This window comes from Roseovarius sp. 10 (genome assembly GCF_033100315.1).
Lineage (GTDB): Bacteria > Pseudomonadota > Alphaproteobacteria > Rhodobacterales > Rhodobacteraceae > M30B80.
The window spans coordinates 574,462-593,912 of sequence record NZ_JAWLVH010000001.1; the positions used below are offsets into that span (position 1 = coordinate 574,462).

Here is a 19,451-nt window from a genome sequence, read left to right on the forward strand (position 1 = left end):
CTTGCACCAACGCAGGCAAGCCTGTAGCCCCTTTTTCACCAACACTGACAGGCCCATCATAATATCTATGCCCCAATCTGCACGCGCCTCCCTTGATAAGGTCAAAACCTATCTGATCAATTTGGATCGCGCGCCTGCGCGCTTGGCCAAACTTGACGCGCGGCTTCGGGCGATTGGCCTGCCCTATCAGCGGATCGCGGCGGTGGATGGCAAAATGCTGCAGTTTCCGCATCCTGATTTCAGCGATTTGGCCTATCGCCTGCTGCATGGCCGCAGACGCGCGCCCGCTGAGGTTGGGTGTTACCTCAGCCATATCGAGGCCTTGCGCGAATTTCTAAACAGTGACGCGGATCACGCGTTGATCTTAGAGGATGACATTACATTCGAGCCTGATTTTACGCAGGTGATGCAGGCCGCGATCGCGCGCGCGGGCGAATGGGATATTCTGCGCCTTTCAACTGTGAATACGGGCCGCGCCATTCCCTATAGCGGGCTTACAGGGCGCTATCGTCTGGCCGTGGCCCTGACCCGAGAAAAAGGTGCGGGGGCCTATATGGTCAATCGGCGCGCGGCCAAATGGTTGGTGCGGCAACTGCCCATGCGGTTGGCCTATGACATTATGTTTGACCTCGAATATCTTGCAGGCCTGCGGGCGGTTTTCGTCAAACCCCTGCCTTGCGCGCAAATTACGGGCGAGGTGACGCAAATCCAAAACCAAGGGCCGGATTTCAAACTGCCCAAATGGCGCTATTTGACGGTTTTGCCCTATCGCGCATGGCTGGAAGTCTCTCGCTTGATCATACGGCTATTTCAACTATTCCGTGCATGGGGCACTGGCCTTCTGCGATAAGATGATCGCAGCAAAATCAAAGCTTTGATTCAAAATCTTTGCATCAAATATTTTTTACGCGAGAGTCTAAACTCAACCTTAAGCTGTTCGTTATCATCTGTAACTGAATATAGATGACGGATGCCTTCATGACCCTACAGCGCGCCACACCACATCAGCATGATATTGATGGCGAAGAAGCCCGCCTTTCTGCCATCGCAGATCAGGCTCTCCTGTCCATGGTGAATGACACCCAAGCGGTCATTCATTTCAAAATTGACGGCACTATCATTACGGCTAATCACAACTTCCTTTCCACACTCGGCTATCGATTAGATGAGGTGGTGGGGAAACATCACGCCCTTTTTGTGGATCCTGACTATGCCCGCAGCGCGGCCTATGCGAAATTTTGGGATGATCTGAAGAGCGGCAAAATATTCACGGATCAATTTCCACGCCGCACCAAGACAGGTCAAACCATCTGGATCCAAGCCACCTATGCGCCCGTGAAGGATGAGAACGGCAACCTGACCCGTGTTGTCAAAGTCGCAACCGATATCACCGAACGCGTCACAGCAATCGAGGAAATCGCAGAGGCGCTATTTGCCTTGCGCGACGGCGATTTAACCGCGCGGGTCGCCCTCAGCCAACTGCCTGATCTGGCAAAGGTGGCTGTGGCCTATAATGAGGCCGCAACGCAATTGGGTAATCTGATGCGCAATGCAACCGATGTCAGCCGCGAGGTGAAGGAGGTGGGTCAAGCCATCAACAGCGCCGCAGATGCATTGGCAAATCGCGCCACCGAACAGGCCGCGCAGATCGAACAAACGGCTGCTGCGGTTGAGGAACTCACCACCTCGACAAAGGCCAATGTCGACACCGCGCGGCGGGTTTTATCAGGGGCCAATTCCACCCGTGACCGCACCCGCGAGAGCGAGGCAGTGGTGGCTAATGCCGTTGCCGCCATGCATAAAATCAAGGAAAGCTCTGATCGTATTGCGCAAATCATTTCCGTGATTGACGGGATCGCGGCACAGACCAATCTGCTGTCTCTGAATGCCGCGATTGAGGCCGCACGCGCGGGCGCAGCAGGGCGCGGGTTCTCGGTCGTGGCCTCGGAGGTGCGGCAATTGGCACAACGCAGCGCCGATAGCGCGCGCGAAATCAGCACCCTCATCGAAGAAAGCCGCCGCCATGTCACAGGCGGGGTTGATTTGGTCGATAAAACAGGCAGCGAACTGCGCCGCATCTTCGAAGATATTGGCCAAGTCGCCCATGAGGTCGATGGAATCGTGGCGGGTGTCAGCGAACAAAGCATCGCCCTTGCTGATATTAATAGCGCCATTTTCAATATGGAACGCGCGACCCAAGAAAATGCCACGATGGCCGAAGAATTGGTCAAAGACAGCGGCGCCATGACCCAAGCCGCAACGGGCCTGACGGGGGAATTGCAGTTCTTCAAGCTTGGGGGGGCGACACAGGGCTATGATCGCGCCTATCCAGCACAGAGCGGGCCGATGCCATCACAACAGGACTATGCGCGCGCCATATAAATTGAGCGCGCACAAAATGGGGACGCGTCAAAGGGACAAAGAAAAAGGCCACCCAAACGGGTGGCCTTTTTGTAATCTTGAAAAGCGTTGATCCAGATTAACGCTTGGAGAACTGGAAGCTGCGGCGTGCTTTGCGCTTACCGAACTTCTTACGTTCCACAACGCGGCTGTCGCGGGTCAGGAAGCCTGCCGCCTTCAGCGCGCCGCGCAAGGAGGGATCATAAAGCTGCAGCGCCTTAGAGATGCCGTGCTTTACCGCGCCTGCCTGACCTGACAAGCCACCGCCTTTGACGGTTGCCATCACATCAAACTGATCTTCCACACCAGCCACAGAGAAAGGCTGACGCAGGATCATCTGCAACACAGGGCGGGCAAAATAGGTTTTGATCTCTTTGCCGTTCACGGTGACCTTGCCAGAGCCTGGCTTGATCCAGACGCGGGCAACCGCATCTTTCCGCTTACCCGTTGCATAAGAGCGGCCAAGCGCATCGCGCACAGGCTCGCGGGGGGAGGCATCCACGGAAATGGATGTCGCACCTGCGGCGGGGGCAGAGCCCTCAGCCACGGCGCCTTTCAGCTCATCGAGCGAAGAGAGTGTCTCGGCCATGGTTTAGCTCCGCGTGTTCTTTTTGTTCATGGATTTTACATCCAGAACTGTGGGGTTTTGTGCCTCATGCGGGTGCGCTGCACCTGCATAGACGCGCAGATTGGTCATCTGGCGGCGCGACAGCGGGCCACCAGGAAGCATGCGCTTGACCGCCTGCATCACAACGCGCTCAGGATGCGCACCTTCGAGGATCTGGCCTGTGGTGCGGCTCTTGATCCCGCCGGGATAGCCTGTGTGCCAATAGTTTGGCTTGTTGCGCTTGTTGCCCGTCACCTGCACCTTTTCAGCGTTGATGACGATGACATTGTCGCCCATATCCATATGGGGCGTGAAGGACGGCTTGTGCTTGCCGCGCAGCCGCATGGCGATGATCGAGGCAAGACGACCGAGAACAACGCCCTCAGCGTCAATCACGATCCATGACTTGTCGATATCCGCAGGAGTTGCGGTAAAGGTTTTCATGTATACGTTCCTTGGTCTTAGATTTTGACCGAAAAAAGAGGCCGCCTGTGCGACCCCCGTTAAAGATGGCAGGCTTATGCGGCAGAGACGGGGTAAGGTCAAGCCTTTTTAGCGCGATCAAATTCTAATTAATTATTTAAAATCAATCGCTTAAATATGGGGTTATATTTTACCCCACTATTTCCTTACCCAAAACCCGCAAAACTGCCTCAGCCGCGCGGGCCTTTGGGTCGCGATCCCCTGCCCCAAGCCGCGCCATGCTCACTTCGGCAGCTTGGATTTGATCATTGCGCGCGGTCTGATCGCTCACCAACCGCTCAAGCGCCGTCAAAACAGGCGCAGGTTCAAAACCCTTCCCCAAAAATTCGGGGATATGGCGGGTTTCGCTGATTAAATTGACCAAAGTGACCGTGTCAATTTTCAACATCCACCGCATCAAAACCCGTGACAGCGGCGCCATATCATAAGCAATCACCATCGGGGTTTTTGCGGCAGCCAATTCCAAGGACACGGTTCCCGAAGCCGCAAGCGCCAGATCCGCCGCCCCAAAAGCGCAGGATTTTTGATGTGGATAGTCCGCGCCCGCGGCCCGCGGGTCGAGCAGGTGCGCCCTTGGCCCAAGATCCCAAGCAGCCATCATCTGCGCGACATCATCGGCAATGGCGGGGGCCGCAGGCAAAACGATGTGGGCGCGTGGATGCGCCTGCAAGAACCCGCGCGCCACCTGCCCAAATCGGGGGCCAAGCCGCGCAATTTCGCCCCGCCGCGAACCAGGCAACATCAACAGCATGGGATCCCCTGCCCCAACACCAAGGCCCGCGCGATAGGCGCTGCAGTCCTCGGGCGCGGCTTGCGGCATCTGCGCGACTGGATGCCCCACAAAATCACAGCCCATCCCCACAGCCTGCATCAATGGCGGCTCAAACGGGAACAGCGCCAGCACATGGTCAACAAAGCGTGCCATTTTACGCGCACGCCCCGCCCGCCATGCCCAGACAGTTGGGGCGACATAATGGATCACAGGAAGCTTTGCAGCGCGTTTCTTCACCTGCTTTGCCACGCGCAAGCAAAAATCGGGGCTGTCTATAGTGATAAGCGCGTCAATCTGCCCCTCAATCACTGCATTGGCCGCTTGATCGCGGCGCTTGAACAAATGCCGAAGGCGCGGCAGCACCTCGGCCAGCCCCATGACCGACAGATCGGACATGGGAAAGAGGCTATTTAGCCCTTCGGCCTGCATCAACGGGCCACCAATGCCTGAGAATTCAATGTCAGAACGCGCGGCCTTCAGCCCCGCCATCAGGCTGGCCCCAAGCGCATCGCCCGAAGGTTCGCCCGCAATGAGAAACAGTTTCACGGCGCGGCCCATAGGGTGATGCCCGCCGATGCCGCGCGGGCGAGAACCTTTTCCCGCTCAAGGATCAGCGCGCCGCCTGCCTGCACCACCAAGCCAGATAGCCCCGCCTTTTGCATCATCGAAATCGTCTGCGGGCCAATTCCGGGCATATCAACGCGCAAATCCTGTCCTGCCTTAGGGCGCTTCATCAGAATACCCCCCGAATTGGGGCAGGTCTGCGCCACGAATTCCAGCATCGCATCTGTGCCCGGTAGGGTTTCAATCGCTAGAACTTGGCCCTTGGCCACCACGGCACCTTGGCCGACATCTTGGGGTGCAAGGGCCGCCAAAACGGCGGCAGCGCGATGTGCATCGGCCTGCAAGGCCGCGCTGACCTCGCCCACCATCACGCCCTCGGACGCCAAAAGATCGGGGCGGATGTAATGCGGGGCGCAAATGGTGAATCCCTGCTCCTCCAACAGCGCGATCACGGCGCGCAACAGCCCGTCATCGCCCTGCTGCAAGGCCGCCATAAGGCGTGGCATCAGCGCGGCTGTGCCCGCATCAAGCGCGGTGGGGTCAAATACGGGGCGGCGCATTGCACCAGCAAGGCACAGCTCCGTCACGCCTTCGGATTTCAGACGCGCAAACAGGGAGGCCAATTGCTCGAACCGCGCCTCAATCTGCTGCGATGCGCGGGCGTCCACGGGCGTGCCGTGGAAGGTGACCAATATCGCGTCCCCCGCCTCAAGCAGCGATTGCGGAAGGGCACCCCCACCTGCCAAGATTGCGCGTTTTGGCATGATCCCCCCGTTCAACCCGGCGTTAAGAATGACCGATCCGAGCCTTTGAGCACAAAATCCACCACATCCCGCACATATTGGGAATTTGGTGCCTCTTCTGATAGACGGCGCGCGCGTTCCTGAAATGCACCTTCGCCTTGCGCCAAGGCCTGATAGGCGGCGCGCAATGCGGTGATATCATCCTTGGCCACGCCACGGCGTTTTAGGCCGACCAAATTCAGACCATCCAAGGCCCCACGCGGGCCTTGCACGAGGCCATAGGGAATAACATCATTGGTCACCATCGTGACCGCGCCAATGATGGCCCCGCGCCCGATGCGCACAAATTGGTGGATGCCCGAAAGCCCGCCAATGATCACGCCATCCTCAATGATGCAATGGCCTGCAATGGCGGATTGGTTGGCCACCACAACATGGTTGCCCACGATTGCGTCATGGCCAACATGCGCGCCTGTCATAAAGAGGTTGTCATCACCAACACGGGTGATCCCACCCCCGCCATCTGTGCCCGTATTCATGGTCACACCTTCGCGGATGCGGTTGCGTTTGCCCACAATCAGCTGCGTCTTTTCACCCGCATATTTCAAATCCTGCGGAATATCGCCGATATTCGCGAAGGGGAAAATCACGGTTTCAGTGCCAATTTCGGTCAATCCTGTGACCACGGCGTGGGATTTCAGCACCACCCCCTCATGCAAGGTCACCTCAGGGCCAACATGGCAAAACGGGCCAATCTGGCAGCCCGCAGCGATATTCGCCCCGCTTTCAACGACAGCCGATGGATGGATCGAGGCCGAAGGATCAATCGCCATTACGCCGCCCCACCCGTGGCACCCTCAAGATCCATCATCGCGGTAAATTCAGCCTCGGCTGCCATTTCCCCCTCGACAGTGGCCTGCCCCTTAAAGCGCCAGACCTTACCACCGGGCTTGCCGCGCGTGGTTTCGATTTTCAGCTCCAGCACATCGCCCGGCACAACCTTGCGGCGGAATTTGCAGGCATCAATGCCCATGAAATACACAAGCAAATTGCGATCCGCCATATCCATAGCCACCCCAACCATCACGGCGGCGGTTTGCGCCATCGCCTCGATGATTGTGACGCCGGGCATAATGGGGGCGGATGGGAAGTGACCCTGAAAATGAGGCTCATTAAAGGTGACATTCTTGATGCCCGTGGCCGAATGATACCCTTCGATATCGCGCACGCGGTCAATCAACAAAAACGGATAGCGATGCGGAATAATCCGCTGGATCAGATGAATATCTGCCTCTTTCGGCGTCTCGCCCGTCATTTTGGTCTTCCTTTATCAAATTCCGCCTTGCGTGGGTGGGACGGTCACATCCCCCCGCGGCCTTGCATCCCTAGCACTTTGGCGCCCCTTGGGGCAAGCCTGCGCAAGCGGCCTTAGCGCCCTTCAAATGTGGGTTTGCGCTTATCGTTAAAGGCCAAAACGCCTTCTTTGAAATCGCGCGTTCGGCTGAGCGCGCCTTGATGCGCGGCTTCTTGCAGCATTTGCGCCTCAAGCCCCTGTTGCGCCGAGGCGCGCAGTGCAGATTTTATCTTACTGTAGGCCTGTGTGGGGCCACTGGCCAAATGCGCGGCGCGGGCGCGCCATGTGGCGTCAAATTCGGCCTCACTTGTGGCTTGCCAAATCATCCCCATCGCTTCGGCCTCCCGCGCGGTGACAGGTTCGCCAAAAAGTGCTGCCCCCATGGCGCGGGCCTGCCCCACGAGGCGGGGCAAAACCCAAGTTGCCCCCGCATCAGGCATGAGGCCGATTTGCGCAAAAGCTTGGATGAATCGCGCATTTTCGGCAGCAATGACGACATCACAGATCAAGGCAAGGCTTGCACCCGCCCCCGCCGCCACGCCATTGACCGCCGCAATCACAGGGATCGGGCAATCGGCAATCGCCGAGATCAGCGGCATGTATTCATCCCGCAAAACCCGCTCAAGATTGAGATCAGCCACACGGCCCGCATCGCCTAGATCCTGTCCCGCGCAAAAGGCGCGACCTGCGCCCGTGATCACCAAAACCCGCGCAGAGGCCCCCGCCTGACCAATCGCATAGGTCAATTCGGCCCGCATCTGCGTGTCGAGCGCATTTAAGACATCGGGACGATTGAGCGTAATCACCGCAATGCCATCATCCAATTCATAGAGAATCCGCTCGTAGTTCATGATCGCCTCAATTTAGGTTTGGAAGGCTCAACTTTGCTTGTCGCCAAGAATACGCGCAAGCGCGGCCTGCTCTTCTGGGGTGAGCTCTGCTTCGGTGGGGTTCGTGCTGCGCGCTCGCGTGCGGATAAAGGCAAAGGCCACACCAAAGCCCAACAAAAGCAAGGCAGGCCCCGCGAGCCAAAGCGCCAGATTGCTACCCGACATCGGCGGACGCATCAGCACATATTCACCATACCGATCCACCACTTCTGCGATGACCTGCTCGTTGCTATCGCCCATCATGATCCGCTCGCGCACGAAAATGCGCAGATCGCGGGCGACTGTGGCGTTGCTTTCGTCAATCGATTCATTGCGACACACCACGCAGCGCAAATCTGCTGAAATCTCACGCGCCCGCGCCTCGAGGGCAGGATCAGGCAAAACCTCATCAGGCTGCACCGCAAGCGCGGGGGTTGAGATCAACCATACTGCGGCAAGCGCGGCTTTTGCGAAGGCCCGCATCATTCCGCAGGCACCCCAACAGCGGCGCGATCCCGCGCGGCCCCTGCCGCGACACGATAACGCCGATCGGTCAGGCTAAGCGCCCCGCCAAGCGCCATGATGATTGCGCCCCCCCAAATCCAATTTGCAAAGGGTTTGATCCATGTGCGCACGGCCCACCCCCCATCCAACTGGGGATCGCCAAGCGCCACATAAACATCACGGGTAAAGCCACTGTCGATCCCTGCCTCCGTGGTGGGCATGCCCGCCACGGGATATATCCGCTTTTCAGGGGTCAAAACATCCACGATACGCCCGTCTTTGGCGACTTCGACAAAGGCCATGGTTGAGATGTAATTTGGCCCTTGCACCTCGCGCACATCGCGCACTGTCAAATGATAGGCGCCCACATCGAATTCTTCGCCGATTTGTGCCACGCGGATATCTTCGATTTGATAGGTCACCAAGGCCCCCACACCAATAAAGGTGATGCCTAGCCCTGCATGGGCCACGGCCTTGCCCCAATCGGCGCGCGGCAGGCGGGTCAGGCGGCCAAATTTCGCGGCAATCTCACGCCCCTGCCCTGTGCGCTGCCACAGATCAACGGCGGCCCCTGCGACCAGCCAAACCCCAAGCGCAAGGGTAATCAACCCCGCCAAGGAACGCCCCGTTCCAAGCGCATAAAACAAACCCAAAAGCGCGATGGTCAAAAGGGCAACACCACTCATCAGGCGCATGGCACGGCCAAGCTGCGCGCGTTTCCACGGCAACACCGCCCCAATGGGCAAGGCCACCGCAATGGCAAAGGCAAAGGGCGTAAAGGCCGCATTAAAGAAAGGTGGCCCTACCGAAACGGTGCGGCCCCAGAACATCTCTGCCACCAAGGGCCAGATTGTGCCGATGAACACAACAAACGATGACACCGCCAAAAGAAGGTTATTCAAGACCAAACCGCTTTCGCGGCTCACAGTTGAGAACACGCCCTTAGCCTCCATCGCGCCAGCACGGAAAGCATAGAGCGTAAAGGCCCCGCCCATGAAAACGGCCAAGATTAGCAGGATGAACATCCCGCGCTCTGGATCATTCGCAAAGGCGTGAACCGATGTGATGATGCCCGAGCGCACGATAAATGTGCCGATGAGCGAGAAACCAAAGGCCAAAATCGCCAAGAGAATTGTCCAGCTTTTCAGCGCCTCGCGTTTTTCGACCACAATTGCCGAATGCAACAGCGCCGCCGCAATCAACCACGGCATGAAAGAGGCGTTTTCAACTGGATCCCAGAACCAGAACCCGCCCCATCCAAGCTCGTAATAGGCCCACCAAGACCCAAGTCCGATCCCGATGGTCAGGAACACCCATGCCGCCAATGTCCATGGGCGCACCCATCTGGCCCATGCTGCATCAACGCGCCCTTCGATCAAGGCCGCCACAGCAAAAGAGAACGCCATACTAAGGCCAACATACCCCAAGTATAAAAACGGCGGGTGGAAGGCGAGACCAGGATCTTGCAGAAGCGGGTTCAAATCTTGGCCATTAAAGGGCGGCAATTCGAGCCGCAAAAACGGGTTCGATGTGAACAAAATAAAGGCGTAAAACGCAACCCCCACCGAAGATTGCACGGCTAAGACGCGCGCACGCAGGCGCGGCGGCAGGTTTGCACCAAACCACGCGGCTGAGGCCCCAAATAGCGCCAAAATCAAAACCCATAGAAGAAGCGAGCCTTCGTGATTGCCCCAGACACCGCTGATTTTATACAGCAGCGGCTTGTCGGTATGGGAATTGGCAACAACCAAATTCAGCGAGAAATCAGAGGTTACAAAGGCATAGGTCAGCGCGGCAAAGGAAATCGCCACAAGCGCGAATTGCAAGCTGGCCGCAGGGCTGGCAACCGCCATCCACGCGCTCCAATTTTTATGTGCGCCAATCATCGGCACAATCATTTGGAACACAGCCACGGCAAAGGCCAAAACCAAAGCAAAATGGCCAAATTCAACGATCATCTCTGCCCTCCTTCATCACAGCACGACCCGCATGATCTAGATTTTGCCGTCCCTTCGTGGCGAAGAGTAACGACAAAGCCACCCGCATCCAAGGGGTTAGCGCGAAAGAGCCGCACCCCTGCTCACAGCGCCGTGATCTACCAACGGACATCTTAGCGCCCTGTGAGTGCCCCCAAGACACCGCGCATTACGGCGCGCCCTGCCCTTGTGCCCATTTGACGGGCGAAACTTTTGGCAAAGGCTGTGCCAACACTATCGCCACGCGAGGATGCTTTTGGCTTGGGGCTGCCCCCCGCAGTATAACGGCGCGCTGCGGTAAACTCGCGCGCGGCTTCTGCCTCGGCCACCTCTTGGACTTCGCGTGCAGCGGCGGCTTCTGCCTCGGCTGCGGCCTTTGCCGCGCGGGCCTGTAGGATCTCATAGGCGCTTTCACGATCGAGTGGAGGGCCATATTTGCCCTGCAGAGGCGCGGATTTCACCATCGCCTGCCGCGCCGCCTCATTCATTGGCCCCAATTTGGACGATGGCGGGCGGATCAAACAGCGTTCAACCACGCTTGGTGCGCCTTTTGCCTCAAGGAAGGACACCACAGCCTCCCCCACCCCCACCTCGCGGATGGCTTCGGCGGTGTCGAAATTCGGGTTCGGGCGATAGGTGTCCGCCGCCTGACGCAGGTCTTTTTGGTCTTTGGCGGTAAAGGCCCGCAATGCGTGCTGCACCCGATTGCCCAGTTGGCCGAGAATCTCATCGGGCACATCGGCGGGGTTTTGAGTGACGAAATACACCCCCACCCCCTTTGATCGGATCAAGCGGGCGACCTGTTCGACCTTTTCAACCAAGGCCTTTGGCGCGTCATTGAACAGAAGATGGGCCTCATCAAAGAAAAACACCAATTTTGGCTTATCTGGATCCCCCACCTCGGGCAGCGTTTCAAAAAGTTCTGATAACAGCCACAAAAGCGCGGTTGCATAAAGGCGCGGTGACATCATCAGACGATCCGCCGCTAAGATATTGATCACCCCACGGCCATCCGCATCGCAGCGCATTAAATCTGCCAATTCCAATGCAGGTTCCCCAAAGAAACCTGCCCCGCCCTGATCCTCTAACACCAATAGACGGCGCTGGATCGCCCCGATAGAGGCGGCCGCGATATTGCCGTATCGCAATTGCAATTGATCTGCATTTTCGCCCGCGAAAACCAACAGGGCCTGCAAATCCTTGAGATCAAGAAGATCCATTCCTTCTTCATCCGCAAGGCGAAAGGCAATGGTCAACGCCCCCTCTTGCGCCTCGGTCAATTCCAACAGACGCGACAGAAGGACAGGCCCCATCTCGGTCACCGTGGCACGGATAGGATGGCCCTTTTCGCCGAAAATATCCCAAAAGCTGACGGGAAAAGCGCGATAATCATAGGGCGCAAGACCGATTTTCTGCGCGCGCGACATGAAGGCATCATGCAATTTGAACCCGGCGCTGCCCGCCTCGGCCAGACCCGACAGATCCCCCTTCACATCAGAGAGAAACACAGGCACGCCTTGCGCGGAAAAGGCCTCGGCCATGATTTGAAGGGTGACGGTTTTTCCCGTTCCCGTTGCGCCCGCAATCAGCCCGTGGCGATTGGCGTATTTCAAAAGTAACTGCTGCGCCGTGGCATAATTCGCCCCGCCGCCACCTATAAAAATGGCCTCATCCGACATAAGTAACCCCAAAATTTCGTAACCCTGCCCAAACAATACATTCTTAATGCTTTTGTGCCAGTATGATTTGCAGTGATGCTGATGCTTGTGTGTTTTGTATCCTCCTCTTGGGTGTTGGCGTCATTGTTCTCCCTGTGGACTGGCCGCGCCACGCATCTCTGCTGGCGCGGCTTTTTTGTGCCCCATCGGCCCGCAGTAAAAAATCGCAGCTTCATAAAAAACCCCTGTTGACGGAATGAAAATCCTGACATAGCGTTCGCATCAATAAGTGGGCCAGTCCGACAGGGAGCGATAAATCAGTCGCAAAGACTGATCAAAAAAGAGCCTCGTTTTGAGGCTCTTTTTTGTTGGGGACGCGCCACATGGAAAACATGGCAATTCTGCCCCGCCGGCCAAGAATTTAGATCATATCGCGCTGCACCCGCTGACAATGGTGCCATGCTATGTTAGCGCAGGGGTCATATGACATATGAGGATATTATGACCCGATTTTCACGTCACCTTTTGCACACGGTTCTGGCTCTGGCGCTTTGCGGGGGCGTGGCCCCACAGGCCATCGCGCAAGACACTGAAACCTTTGGCGCATGGACGAAAATTTGCAGCGGCGAAGGCGAGGCACAAACCTGTCTGATTTCGCAGGTGCTGCAAGATACGGATGGCAATAACGTGGCCGAGGTCAGTATTGCCGATGTCATTGACGGCGGCGATACGGTGGGCGCGATCAGCATCGCAACCCCGCTTGATACGCTGCTTTTGCCAGGTGTTCGGTTCAAGGTCGATGAATTCGATGAAAACCGCCTACCGTTCAATTTCTGCCAACCCGGTGGATGCGTGGTGCAAATTGGTCTGACGCAAGACAATATTGACGCCTTCGAAGGGGCCACGGCGGCAGCTGTCACCATCGTGCCAATTGCAGCGCCCGATGCAGAGGTTGCCCTAACCCTGTCTTTTGACGGGTTCACCGCAGCCTTTGCCAGCCTTCAACCTGAATAAACCATCAGGAGCAGCGCCCCGCTTAGGGCGCTGCTTTTAATGCCAAAACTGCGTTTAACCCGCCAAAGGCAAAGGCGTTGGAGAGAACCGCATCAACCTTGGCCTCTCGTGCCTCATTGGGGACAACATCAAGGGCGCATTCAGGGTCGGGCTCCTCATAGCCGATGGTGGGCGCAATCACCCCATCGCGCAGCGCCATGATACAGGCCAACAGCTCGACCGCGCCTGTGCCGCCGATTAAATGCCCGTGCATCGATTTGGTGGAGGATATCATCAGATCATCGGCGTGATGGCCAAATACATCGGCAACAGCCGCGCATTCCACCTTGTCATTGGCCGCCGTGCCCGTGCCATGCGCATTGATATAGCAAATATCCTCAGGGTTCAGCCGCGCATCCTTGAGCGCGCCTGAAATCGCCCGACCTGCCCCTTGTTTGGACGGCATGACGATATCCGCCGCGTCCGATGTCATGGCAAACCCCACCACTTCGGCCAAAATCTCGGCGCCACGCCGTTTGGCGTGATCATATTCTTCGAACACAAACACCGCGGCCCCTTCGCCCTGCACCATCCCATTGCGGTTGGCCGAAAAAGGACGACAGGCATCTTTGGACATGACCCGCAACCCTTCCCAAGCTTTCACCCCACCAAAGGAGAGCATCGCCTCAGACCCGCCCGTGACCATCACGTCACAGGCCCCGCCGCGGATCAATTGAAAGGCCAAACCCATCGCATGGTTTGACGAGGCGCAGGCGGTGGCCACCGAAAAGGATGGCCCCTTAAGGTTCCATTCCATCGACACATGGCTGGCTGCGGCATTGTTCATCAGCTTGGGAACAACAAAGGGGTGAACGCGATTTTTCCCCTCTTCATAGACAGTGCGGTAATTCTCGTCCCATGTATTAACACCGCCCCCTGCCGTGCCCAGAACCACGCCCGCCCGCGTGGCCGCCTCGCCCCCAAAAACAAGGCCAGAATGATCCAAGGCTTGATGCGCAGCGATTAAGGTGAATTGCGTAAAGCGGTCATAGAGCGCAATTTGCTGGCGGTTGAACAGCGCCTCTGGATCATAGCCCGTCACTTGCGCCCCAATTTTGACGGACAGCCGATCCACATCGCGCAAATCAAGCGGGCCTATCCCACATTTGCCTTCGCGCATCGCCGCCAAAGTGGTCGGCACATCATGCCCTAATGCATTGATTGTGCCCTGCCCCGTGATAACAACACGTCTCATCCGTGCTGCTCGGCCACGAGTTTTTCGACTGCCGCCACAATGGCCGCAACCGATGAGATATCAAAATCACTTTTGTCAGGCTCATTGGCGTTGAACGGCACCTGAATGTCGAATTCTTCTTCGATGGCAAAGATGGCTTCGACCAACCCTAACGAGTCGACCCCCAAATCTTCGAGTGTTTTTTCAGGCGAGACATCGCTTGTCTCAAGCACCGCTTGTTCTGCAATGATCTTGATGATCCGCTCAGAAATATCTCCAGACATAAAACCTTGCCTCCATCAGCATATCCAAAGGCCTAGCCTTTCGGATTGGTCAGTTTCTTCTCAAGCGCCGCCACAGTTTTTGCAAGACGCGGCAATCGCCTTAGCGCCTTATACATCTCGATATGTGTCTCCATTTTGACAGCCGGGCTGCCCATCACCATTCTGCCCGATGGAAGGCTAGAATAAATCTTGGTGGCCCCTGCGGCGACCACATCAGAGCCGATCTCGATATTATCGGAGACACCGCACTGTCCGCCCAAAACCACGCGATCGCCCACGCTACAAGATCCCGCAAACCCGACCTGCCCGCAGAGCAGGCAATCGCGACCAATGCGGCAATTGTGGCCGATATGAACCAAATTATCGATCTTTGTGCCTGATCCGATTTCCGTATTGGCCACTGTGCCGCGGTCAATCGCAGCGCCTGCGCCAATTTCGACATCATCCCCGATGACGACACGACCCAAGGAGTGAATGCGCGCCCAAGATTGCGGGGTCTGCGCCGCGTCTGATTTCCCCAAGGATTGGCGGGCAATTTCGACTTGGGATTTTTCTGGGGTGACGAAAGAGAACCCATCCCCCCCAATCACCGCATTGGGTTGAATGATCACACGATCCCCAATTTGCACATGATGCGCGATGCGCACACCCGCATGGATCAACGCATCGGCACCAATTTCCGCGGCTTCGGCAATGCTGACATGCGGGGCGATGCGGGCGCGCGGCCCAATGATGGCGCCCGCCCCGATGACCACGAAAGGCCCGATGGCGGCATCCGCGCCAATTTGGGCGCTTGGGTCAATCACCGCGCTGGGGTGAATTCCGGCCACAATATGTGGCCCTTGATCCATGAGAGCCGTGACACCCGCCATCGCATAGCGCGGGCGGGCGATTAAAATCGCAGCCTCTAATCCAAGCGCCTTCCAATCCGTGCCCTCGGCCACAATCGCGGCCTTGGCCTGTCCTTTGGCCAAATCGGGCAAATATTTTTCTGACATCGCCAAGGCCAGATGATCAGCGGCGGCCATGGCGGGCTCGGACAGGCGCGAGACGACTAATCCAACCGCGCCTTCGGCTTTTGCGCCCAATTCTTTGGCGATATGCTCAATGCTGCTGCCAGCCATGTGGGATGCGCCTTATTCTTGCTATGGCCCAACCACGGGGCCACCCTTTGCCTTTACCTTGAGCCTTTAACTTGAGATTGCCGCAACGGAAACCCCCGCCGCCTCAAGGGCCTGCCACAAATCGGCATTGCGCCCGTAAATATCGGCGCGATGCTGCAGTCGCCCATCGGGATCCACAAAGGATGTCCAATAGACCAAATGCACGGGGATCGGCGTTTCAAGCTGCACCGTTGTTTCGCGACCCGTTGCAAGGATACGCGCGAAATAGGCTTCGGGATTGTCCACTTGAGGGGCCAAAAGATGATAGGCGAAATCAAACGGATCCTGCAGCCGCACGCAGCCATGGCTATAGGCCCGCGTTTCGCGCGCGAAGAGGTTTTTTGCAGGTGTGTCATGCAGGTAAATGTTCCACGGATTGGGGAACATGAATTTCACCAACCCCAAAGCATTGCTGGTCGAGGGGGCTTGGCGCAACGTATAAGGGAAGGTGCTCGCCGTGTATTGGGTGAAATCCACCTGCGCGCGATCGACAACTTGCCCCCCACTCCACAATTCCAACTGACTTTGCGCTGTGGGGTCTTCTTGCAATTGCGGCAGATATTCGCGTGTGGTGATTGAACGGGGCACCGTCCAACTGGGGTTAATGACCATATATTCCATGACGTCCGAGAATTCGGGCGTGTGACGGCGTGGATCGGGGTGCCCTACAACCGAACGGGTTGAGAAGGTCACGACATCTTGATCCACCACAGTCGCATGGAAGTCAGGGATATTGACCAAGACATGGCGCTCACCGCGGTCAAAATTCATCCAACGTTGCCGCTCCATGGCCAAGATCACATCTTTAAGGCGCGTTTCGGCATCCACATTGATCGCGGCCAATGTATTGGCGCCAACAATTCCATCTTGGGTTAACCCGTTATCCGCTTGAAAGCGCATCACCGCCCCGACCAGCCTATCATCAAACAGGGCTGGCGCAGGCGCTTCGGTGGCCGTTTGCGCATCATTCGCGGTTGATAGGGTTACGGATGCAGAACTGGGCTCTTCGGCGAGATATCCCATCGCTTGCAACCGCGCGATCAAGGCCGCGACAGCGGGCCCTTGGTCGCCCAATTCCAGTCTTTCCGCCACCACAGGCGCGCCCCATCCGCCCGCTTCAACCACGCGCGCCAAATCAAACATTGCGCGCTGAAGACGGGCATATTGCGGGTGCTTCGGTGTCAAATTTGACAAATATATCAATGGATTATCAGCCGATGCAAAACCTGACAGCAGGGCCTCACTGCTTTGGCGCGGGGTGGTTTTATGAATGTCTTCGGCCAAAGTCGCAGGCTCTAACACCCCTGCGCTGATATCTTGCGCATAGTCCAGATAGGTCAAAGCCGCGCGCAACTCGGTTGCAATATCTGCCCCAGTTGCAAAGCCCGCGCGTAAACCTGCAATGTCATAACTCGCGCGCGGCAGGCCGTGATCGCCAGATGCCTCGAGGGCCGCGAGCAGCGCAGCGCGGCGCAGCTCAAATTCAGGCCCCTCGCCCGTCCAAATTGGCGCAAAGTCGCGTGCGGCATAAAAGTCGAATACCTCAGGATGGCTTGCAAAGCGGGCCGCCACCGCCTGGCGCGCGGCGACATCCTGCCAGAACTGCGCCGATGATGGCGGAGAGGTAACCACCGTGGCAGGCAGGCTTTGCGCCACAGCAGCGCCCGCGATGATCAGGCCTAAGCCCGCGCCAGTCACCAACTCAACCCAAAAACCAGTTCTTTCAACACGCACGATAATACCTATTTTCAAACGAACCCCTATGCCAAATATGGGGAAGAAGGCGCGCGCCGTCCATGTTCAATCGCGGGCGCACGATCGCTCAGGCGTCACGCCTATGCAGCGTTGCAACAGATGTTTTTTACCCTTTACGAGGGTCTGATGGCCGCCACGAGGCCAAACCCGCGCAGAGGCAGGTGAATTTTTACGCAAAAACAGTGCATTACACCGATTGGCAAATTTCCGCCGAATCGAAAGACCCTTTCCGCCAAAAGGTTAATCAATGCTTTCACAATCATTTCAACTGTGTCATATTTCGTGACGTAACGTGCGAATAAAAAACCGCCCGCTGCCATTCACGCTGGATCCGTCCAGCTCAGGGACAGAGGCACCCGTAGCAAGTGTAGTGGTAATCAGGGCAGAAGCATGGGGACTGGAATGAAATTGATTAGCCGTCGGGGCTTATTGCGGGCATTTGCTGCGACAACGATCGCGGCGGCACCTGTATCTGCTAACGCCTTTGGGATTTTGCGCGGCGCAGGCGATTTTCGCAAATTGCGCATGCATAATGGCCGCACGGGCGAAACGCTGGATATGATTTACTGGATTGATGGCGACTATATTCGCCCCGCAATTGAAGAAATCAGCTACTTCATGCGCGACTGGCGCCAAAATGAGGTGCATGCGATTGACCCGCGCACCTTGGACATCATGGCAGCCTCTCATAATCTGTTGGATACAAACGAACCTTATCTGTTGTTGTCTGGCTATCGCTCGCCTGCAACCAACGCGATGCTGCGTCAACGCTCGTCAGGTGTTGCTCGCAACTCACTCCATATGGTTGGCGAGGCGGCTGATTTGCGCCTCACCTCCCGCAATGTCAGTCAAATTGCGCGCGCGGCTGAAAGCTGCGCCGCAGGTGGGGTTGGGCGGTATTCGCGCTCGAACTTTGTGCATATGGATTGCGGCGATGTCCGCCATTGGGGCGGGTAAGTCAGCCATTATTCGCCTCAATTCGGCATAAAGTGCGCTTATTTCGGCGTAACGTCTTTGTGTGGCTTGCCATTTTCACTGGATAATTTTCGCGCCGCCCCCACATTATGGCTCAAACCCCATAAGGAGTGAGCCGTTCCTAATGACAAAATATCAAAAGACGCTGCAGGCCATCGCGGCACTGACGCCCGAGCAATACCACATTACCCAAGAAAATGGCACCGAGCGCCCCTTTACGGGGGCCTATACCGATTTAGAGGCGCGCGGGATTTATGTAGATATCGTATCTGGCGAGCCGCTGTTTTTGTCTAATGACAAATTTCATTCTGGCTGTGGTTGGCCCTCATTCACAAAGCCCATCAGCGATGAAATGGTGGTCGAAAAGCGCGACCTCAGCCATGGGATGGTGCGCGTTGAGGTGCGCTCGAAATATGGCGACAGCCATTTGGGCCATGTTTTTCCCGATGGGCCACGGGATCGCGGGGGCTTGCGCTATTGTATCAATTCGGCCGCTTTACGTTTCATTCCCGAAGCAGATATGCAGGCCGAAGGGTATGGCGAGTATCTGATGATGTTGGAGGCGTGAACAATGGCGCAAGAACGGGCGGTTTTAGCGGGTGGATGCTTTTGGGGCATGCAACAATTGATCCGCCGCATGGATGGGGTGTGTGCAACCCGTGTTGGCTATTCGGGGGGCGATGTTCAAAATGCTACCTATCGCAACCATGGCACCCATGCCGAGGCGATTGAAATTTTCTTTGATCCCGAGCGCCTAACCTATCGTGATCTGTTGGCGTTTTTCTTTCAAATTCATGATCCCACCACATTGAACCGTCAGGGAAATGATATTGGGATGTCCTATCGGTCTGCGATTTTTTATGTCGATGAAGCGCAACGCGAAACCGCGTTAGAGGTTATCGCAGATGTCAACGCATCGGGGCTTTGGCCTGGAAAGGTTGTGACTGAGGTAGCGCCTGTGGGCCCGTTTTGGGAGGCAGAACCTGAACATCAAGATTATCTTGAGCGCCTTCCCAATGGGTATACCTGTCATTTCCCGCGCCCTGATTGGGTGCTGCCAAAGCGCGCCTAAATGACAACCGATTAGATCAAAAAATGGGCCAAATCGCTGGCCCAT

General features: G+C 56.8%; 20 protein-coding genes. 6 read left to right on the forward strand and 14 right to left on the reverse strand.

The features are described 5' to 3' along the window. Nucleotides 1-67: 67 nt before the first annotated feature. Both RYZ18_RS02875 and RYZ18_RS02880 read left to right on the forward strand, forming a co-directional pair. Nucleotides 68-850 carry a glycosyltransferase family 25 protein gene (locus tag RYZ18_RS02875; protein ID WP_317654868.1) on the forward strand — a complete coding sequence of 261 codons (783 nt, stop codon included), beginning with the start codon at nucleotides 68-70 and terminating at the stop codon, nucleotides 848-850. Nucleotides 851-978: 128 nt separating this feature from the next. Next, nucleotides 979-2,382, forward strand: coding sequence for a PAS domain-containing methyl-accepting chemotaxis protein (locus RYZ18_RS02880; protein ID WP_317654869.1), 1,404 nt, complete (start codon nucleotides 979-981; stop codon nucleotides 2,380-2,382). Between the two features lie 97 nt (nucleotides 2,383-2,479). On the opposite strand, the gene rpsI is transcribed toward RYZ18_RS02880, so the two are convergent. The 10 genes from rpsI to RYZ18_RS02930 all read right to left on the reverse strand — a co-directional run bounded on the left by rpsI (nucleotide 2,480) and on the right by RYZ18_RS02930 (nucleotide 11,951). Beyond that, the gene (gene rpsI / locus RYZ18_RS02885; protein ID WP_317654870.1) at nucleotides 2,480-2,989 is read right to left on the reverse strand and encodes a 30S ribosomal protein S9; all 510 of its coding nucleotides are present in this window, start codon (nucleotides 2,987-2,989) and stop codon (nucleotides 2,480-2,482) included. A 3-nt stretch (nucleotides 2,990-2,992) separates the two neighbouring features. Continuing rightward, a complete protein-coding gene (gene rplM, locus RYZ18_RS02890) occupies nucleotides 2,993-3,451 on the reverse strand; it encodes a 50S ribosomal protein L13 (RefSeq protein WP_317654871.1) in 459 nt (152 codons plus the stop codon). Nucleotides 3,452-3,620: 169 nt separating this feature from the next. Next, nucleotides 3,621-4,808, reverse strand: coding sequence for a lipid-A-disaccharide synthase (lpxB, locus tag RYZ18_RS02895; protein ID WP_317654872.1), 1,188 nt, complete (start codon nucleotides 4,806-4,808; stop codon nucleotides 3,621-3,623). Further along, the gene (locus RYZ18_RS02900; RefSeq protein WP_317654873.1) at nucleotides 4,805-5,590 is read right to left on the reverse strand and encodes an LpxI family protein; all 786 of its coding nucleotides are present in this window, start codon (nucleotides 5,588-5,590) and stop codon (nucleotides 4,805-4,807) included. The genes lpxB and RYZ18_RS02900 overlap by 4 nt, the downstream gene beginning before the upstream one ends. An 11-nt stretch (nucleotides 5,591-5,601) precedes the next feature. Then, a complete protein-coding gene (gene lpxA, locus RYZ18_RS02905; RefSeq protein ID WP_317654875.1) occupies nucleotides 5,602-6,402 on the reverse strand; it encodes an acyl-ACP--UDP-N-acetylglucosamine O-acyltransferase in 801 nt (266 codons plus the stop codon). Next, nucleotides 6,402-6,884 (reverse strand): 3-hydroxyacyl-ACP dehydratase FabZ, encoded by a 483-nt coding sequence (gene fabZ / locus RYZ18_RS02910; RefSeq protein ID WP_317654876.1) that lies wholly within the window; start codon nucleotides 6,882-6,884, stop codon nucleotides 6,402-6,404. The genes lpxA and fabZ overlap by 1 nt, the downstream gene beginning before the upstream one ends. Before the next feature lie 113 nt (nucleotides 6,885-6,997). Then, on the reverse strand, nucleotides 6,998-7,774 hold the full coding sequence (locus RYZ18_RS02915) for an enoyl-CoA hydratase-related protein (RefSeq protein ID WP_317654877.1): 777 nt from the start codon (nucleotides 7,772-7,774) through the stop codon (nucleotides 6,998-7,000). A 27-nt stretch (nucleotides 7,775-7,801) separates the two neighbouring features. Next, nucleotides 7,802-8,275 carry a cytochrome c-type biogenesis protein gene (locus RYZ18_RS02920; RefSeq protein ID WP_411567087.1) on the reverse strand — a complete coding sequence of 158 codons (474 nt, stop codon included), beginning with the start codon at nucleotides 8,273-8,275 and terminating at the stop codon, nucleotides 7,802-7,804. Then, on the reverse strand, nucleotides 8,275-10,254 hold the full coding sequence (locus RYZ18_RS02925) for a heme lyase CcmF/NrfE family subunit (RefSeq protein ID WP_317654879.1): 1,980 nt from the start codon (nucleotides 10,252-10,254) through the stop codon (nucleotides 8,275-8,277). The genes RYZ18_RS02920 and RYZ18_RS02925 overlap by 1 nt, the downstream gene beginning before the upstream one ends. A 152-nt stretch (nucleotides 10,255-10,406) precedes the next feature. Then, nucleotides 10,407-11,951: a helicase HerA-like domain-containing protein gene (locus RYZ18_RS02930; protein WP_317654880.1), complete on the reverse strand. Its 1,545-nt coding sequence runs from the start codon at nucleotides 11,949-11,951 to the stop codon at nucleotides 10,407-10,409. A 480-nt stretch (nucleotides 11,952-12,431) separates the two neighbouring features. Between RYZ18_RS02930 and RYZ18_RS02935 the strand changes: the two genes are divergently transcribed. Then, complete coding sequence (locus tag RYZ18_RS02935; RefSeq protein ID WP_317654881.1) at nucleotides 12,432-12,944, forward strand: invasion associated locus B family protein; 513 nt, start codon at nucleotides 12,432-12,434, stop codon at nucleotides 12,942-12,944. 22 nt (nucleotides 12,945-12,966) lie between these two features. Here the strand turns inward: RYZ18_RS02935 and RYZ18_RS02940 are convergent, their stop codons facing one another. From RYZ18_RS02940 to RYZ18_RS02955, 4 genes are all read right to left on the reverse strand, one after another. Beyond that, nucleotides 12,967-14,178: a beta-ketoacyl-[acyl-carrier-protein] synthase family protein gene (locus RYZ18_RS02940; protein WP_317654882.1), complete on the reverse strand. Its 1,212-nt coding sequence runs from the start codon at nucleotides 14,176-14,178 to the stop codon at nucleotides 12,967-12,969. Then, complete coding sequence (locus tag RYZ18_RS02945; RefSeq protein ID WP_317654883.1) at nucleotides 14,175-14,441, reverse strand: acyl carrier protein; 267 nt, start codon at nucleotides 14,439-14,441, stop codon at nucleotides 14,175-14,177. Before RYZ18_RS02945 ends, RYZ18_RS02940 begins: the two co-directional genes overlap by 4 nt. Nucleotides 14,442-14,473: 32 nt before the next feature. Further along, a complete protein-coding gene (locus RYZ18_RS02950; RefSeq protein WP_317654885.1) occupies nucleotides 14,474-15,565 on the reverse strand; it encodes a UDP-3-O-(3-hydroxymyristoyl)glucosamine N-acyltransferase in 1,092 nt (363 codons plus the stop codon). A 66-nt stretch (nucleotides 15,566-15,631) separates the two neighbouring features. Then, entirely contained in the window at nucleotides 15,632-17,338 is a 1,707-nt protein-coding gene (locus tag RYZ18_RS02955) for a murein L,D-transpeptidase (protein ID WP_317654886.1), read from the reverse strand. A 423-nt stretch (nucleotides 17,339-17,761) separates the two neighbouring features. Between RYZ18_RS02955 and RYZ18_RS02960 the strand changes: the two genes are divergently transcribed. The 3 genes from RYZ18_RS02960 (at nucleotide 17,762) to msrA (ending at nucleotide 19,406) form a co-directional block, all read left to right on the forward strand. Beyond that, the gene (locus tag RYZ18_RS02960; RefSeq protein ID WP_317654887.1) at nucleotides 17,762-18,316 is read left to right on the forward strand and encodes a YcbK family protein; all 555 of its coding nucleotides are present in this window, start codon (nucleotides 17,762-17,764) and stop codon (nucleotides 18,314-18,316) included. Between the two features lie 142 nt (nucleotides 18,317-18,458). Continuing rightward, nucleotides 18,459-18,902 carry a peptide-methionine (R)-S-oxide reductase MsrB gene (gene msrB / locus RYZ18_RS02965; protein WP_317654888.1) on the forward strand — a complete coding sequence of 148 codons (444 nt, stop codon included), beginning with the start codon at nucleotides 18,459-18,461 and terminating at the stop codon, nucleotides 18,900-18,902. A 3-nt stretch (nucleotides 18,903-18,905) separates the two neighbouring features. Then, nucleotides 18,906-19,406, forward strand: a complete 501-nt coding sequence (gene msrA, locus RYZ18_RS02970) for a peptide-methionine (S)-S-oxide reductase MsrA (protein WP_317654889.1) — start codon at nucleotides 18,906-18,908, stop codon at nucleotides 19,404-19,406. Nucleotides 19,407-19,451: the final 45 nt, after the last annotated feature.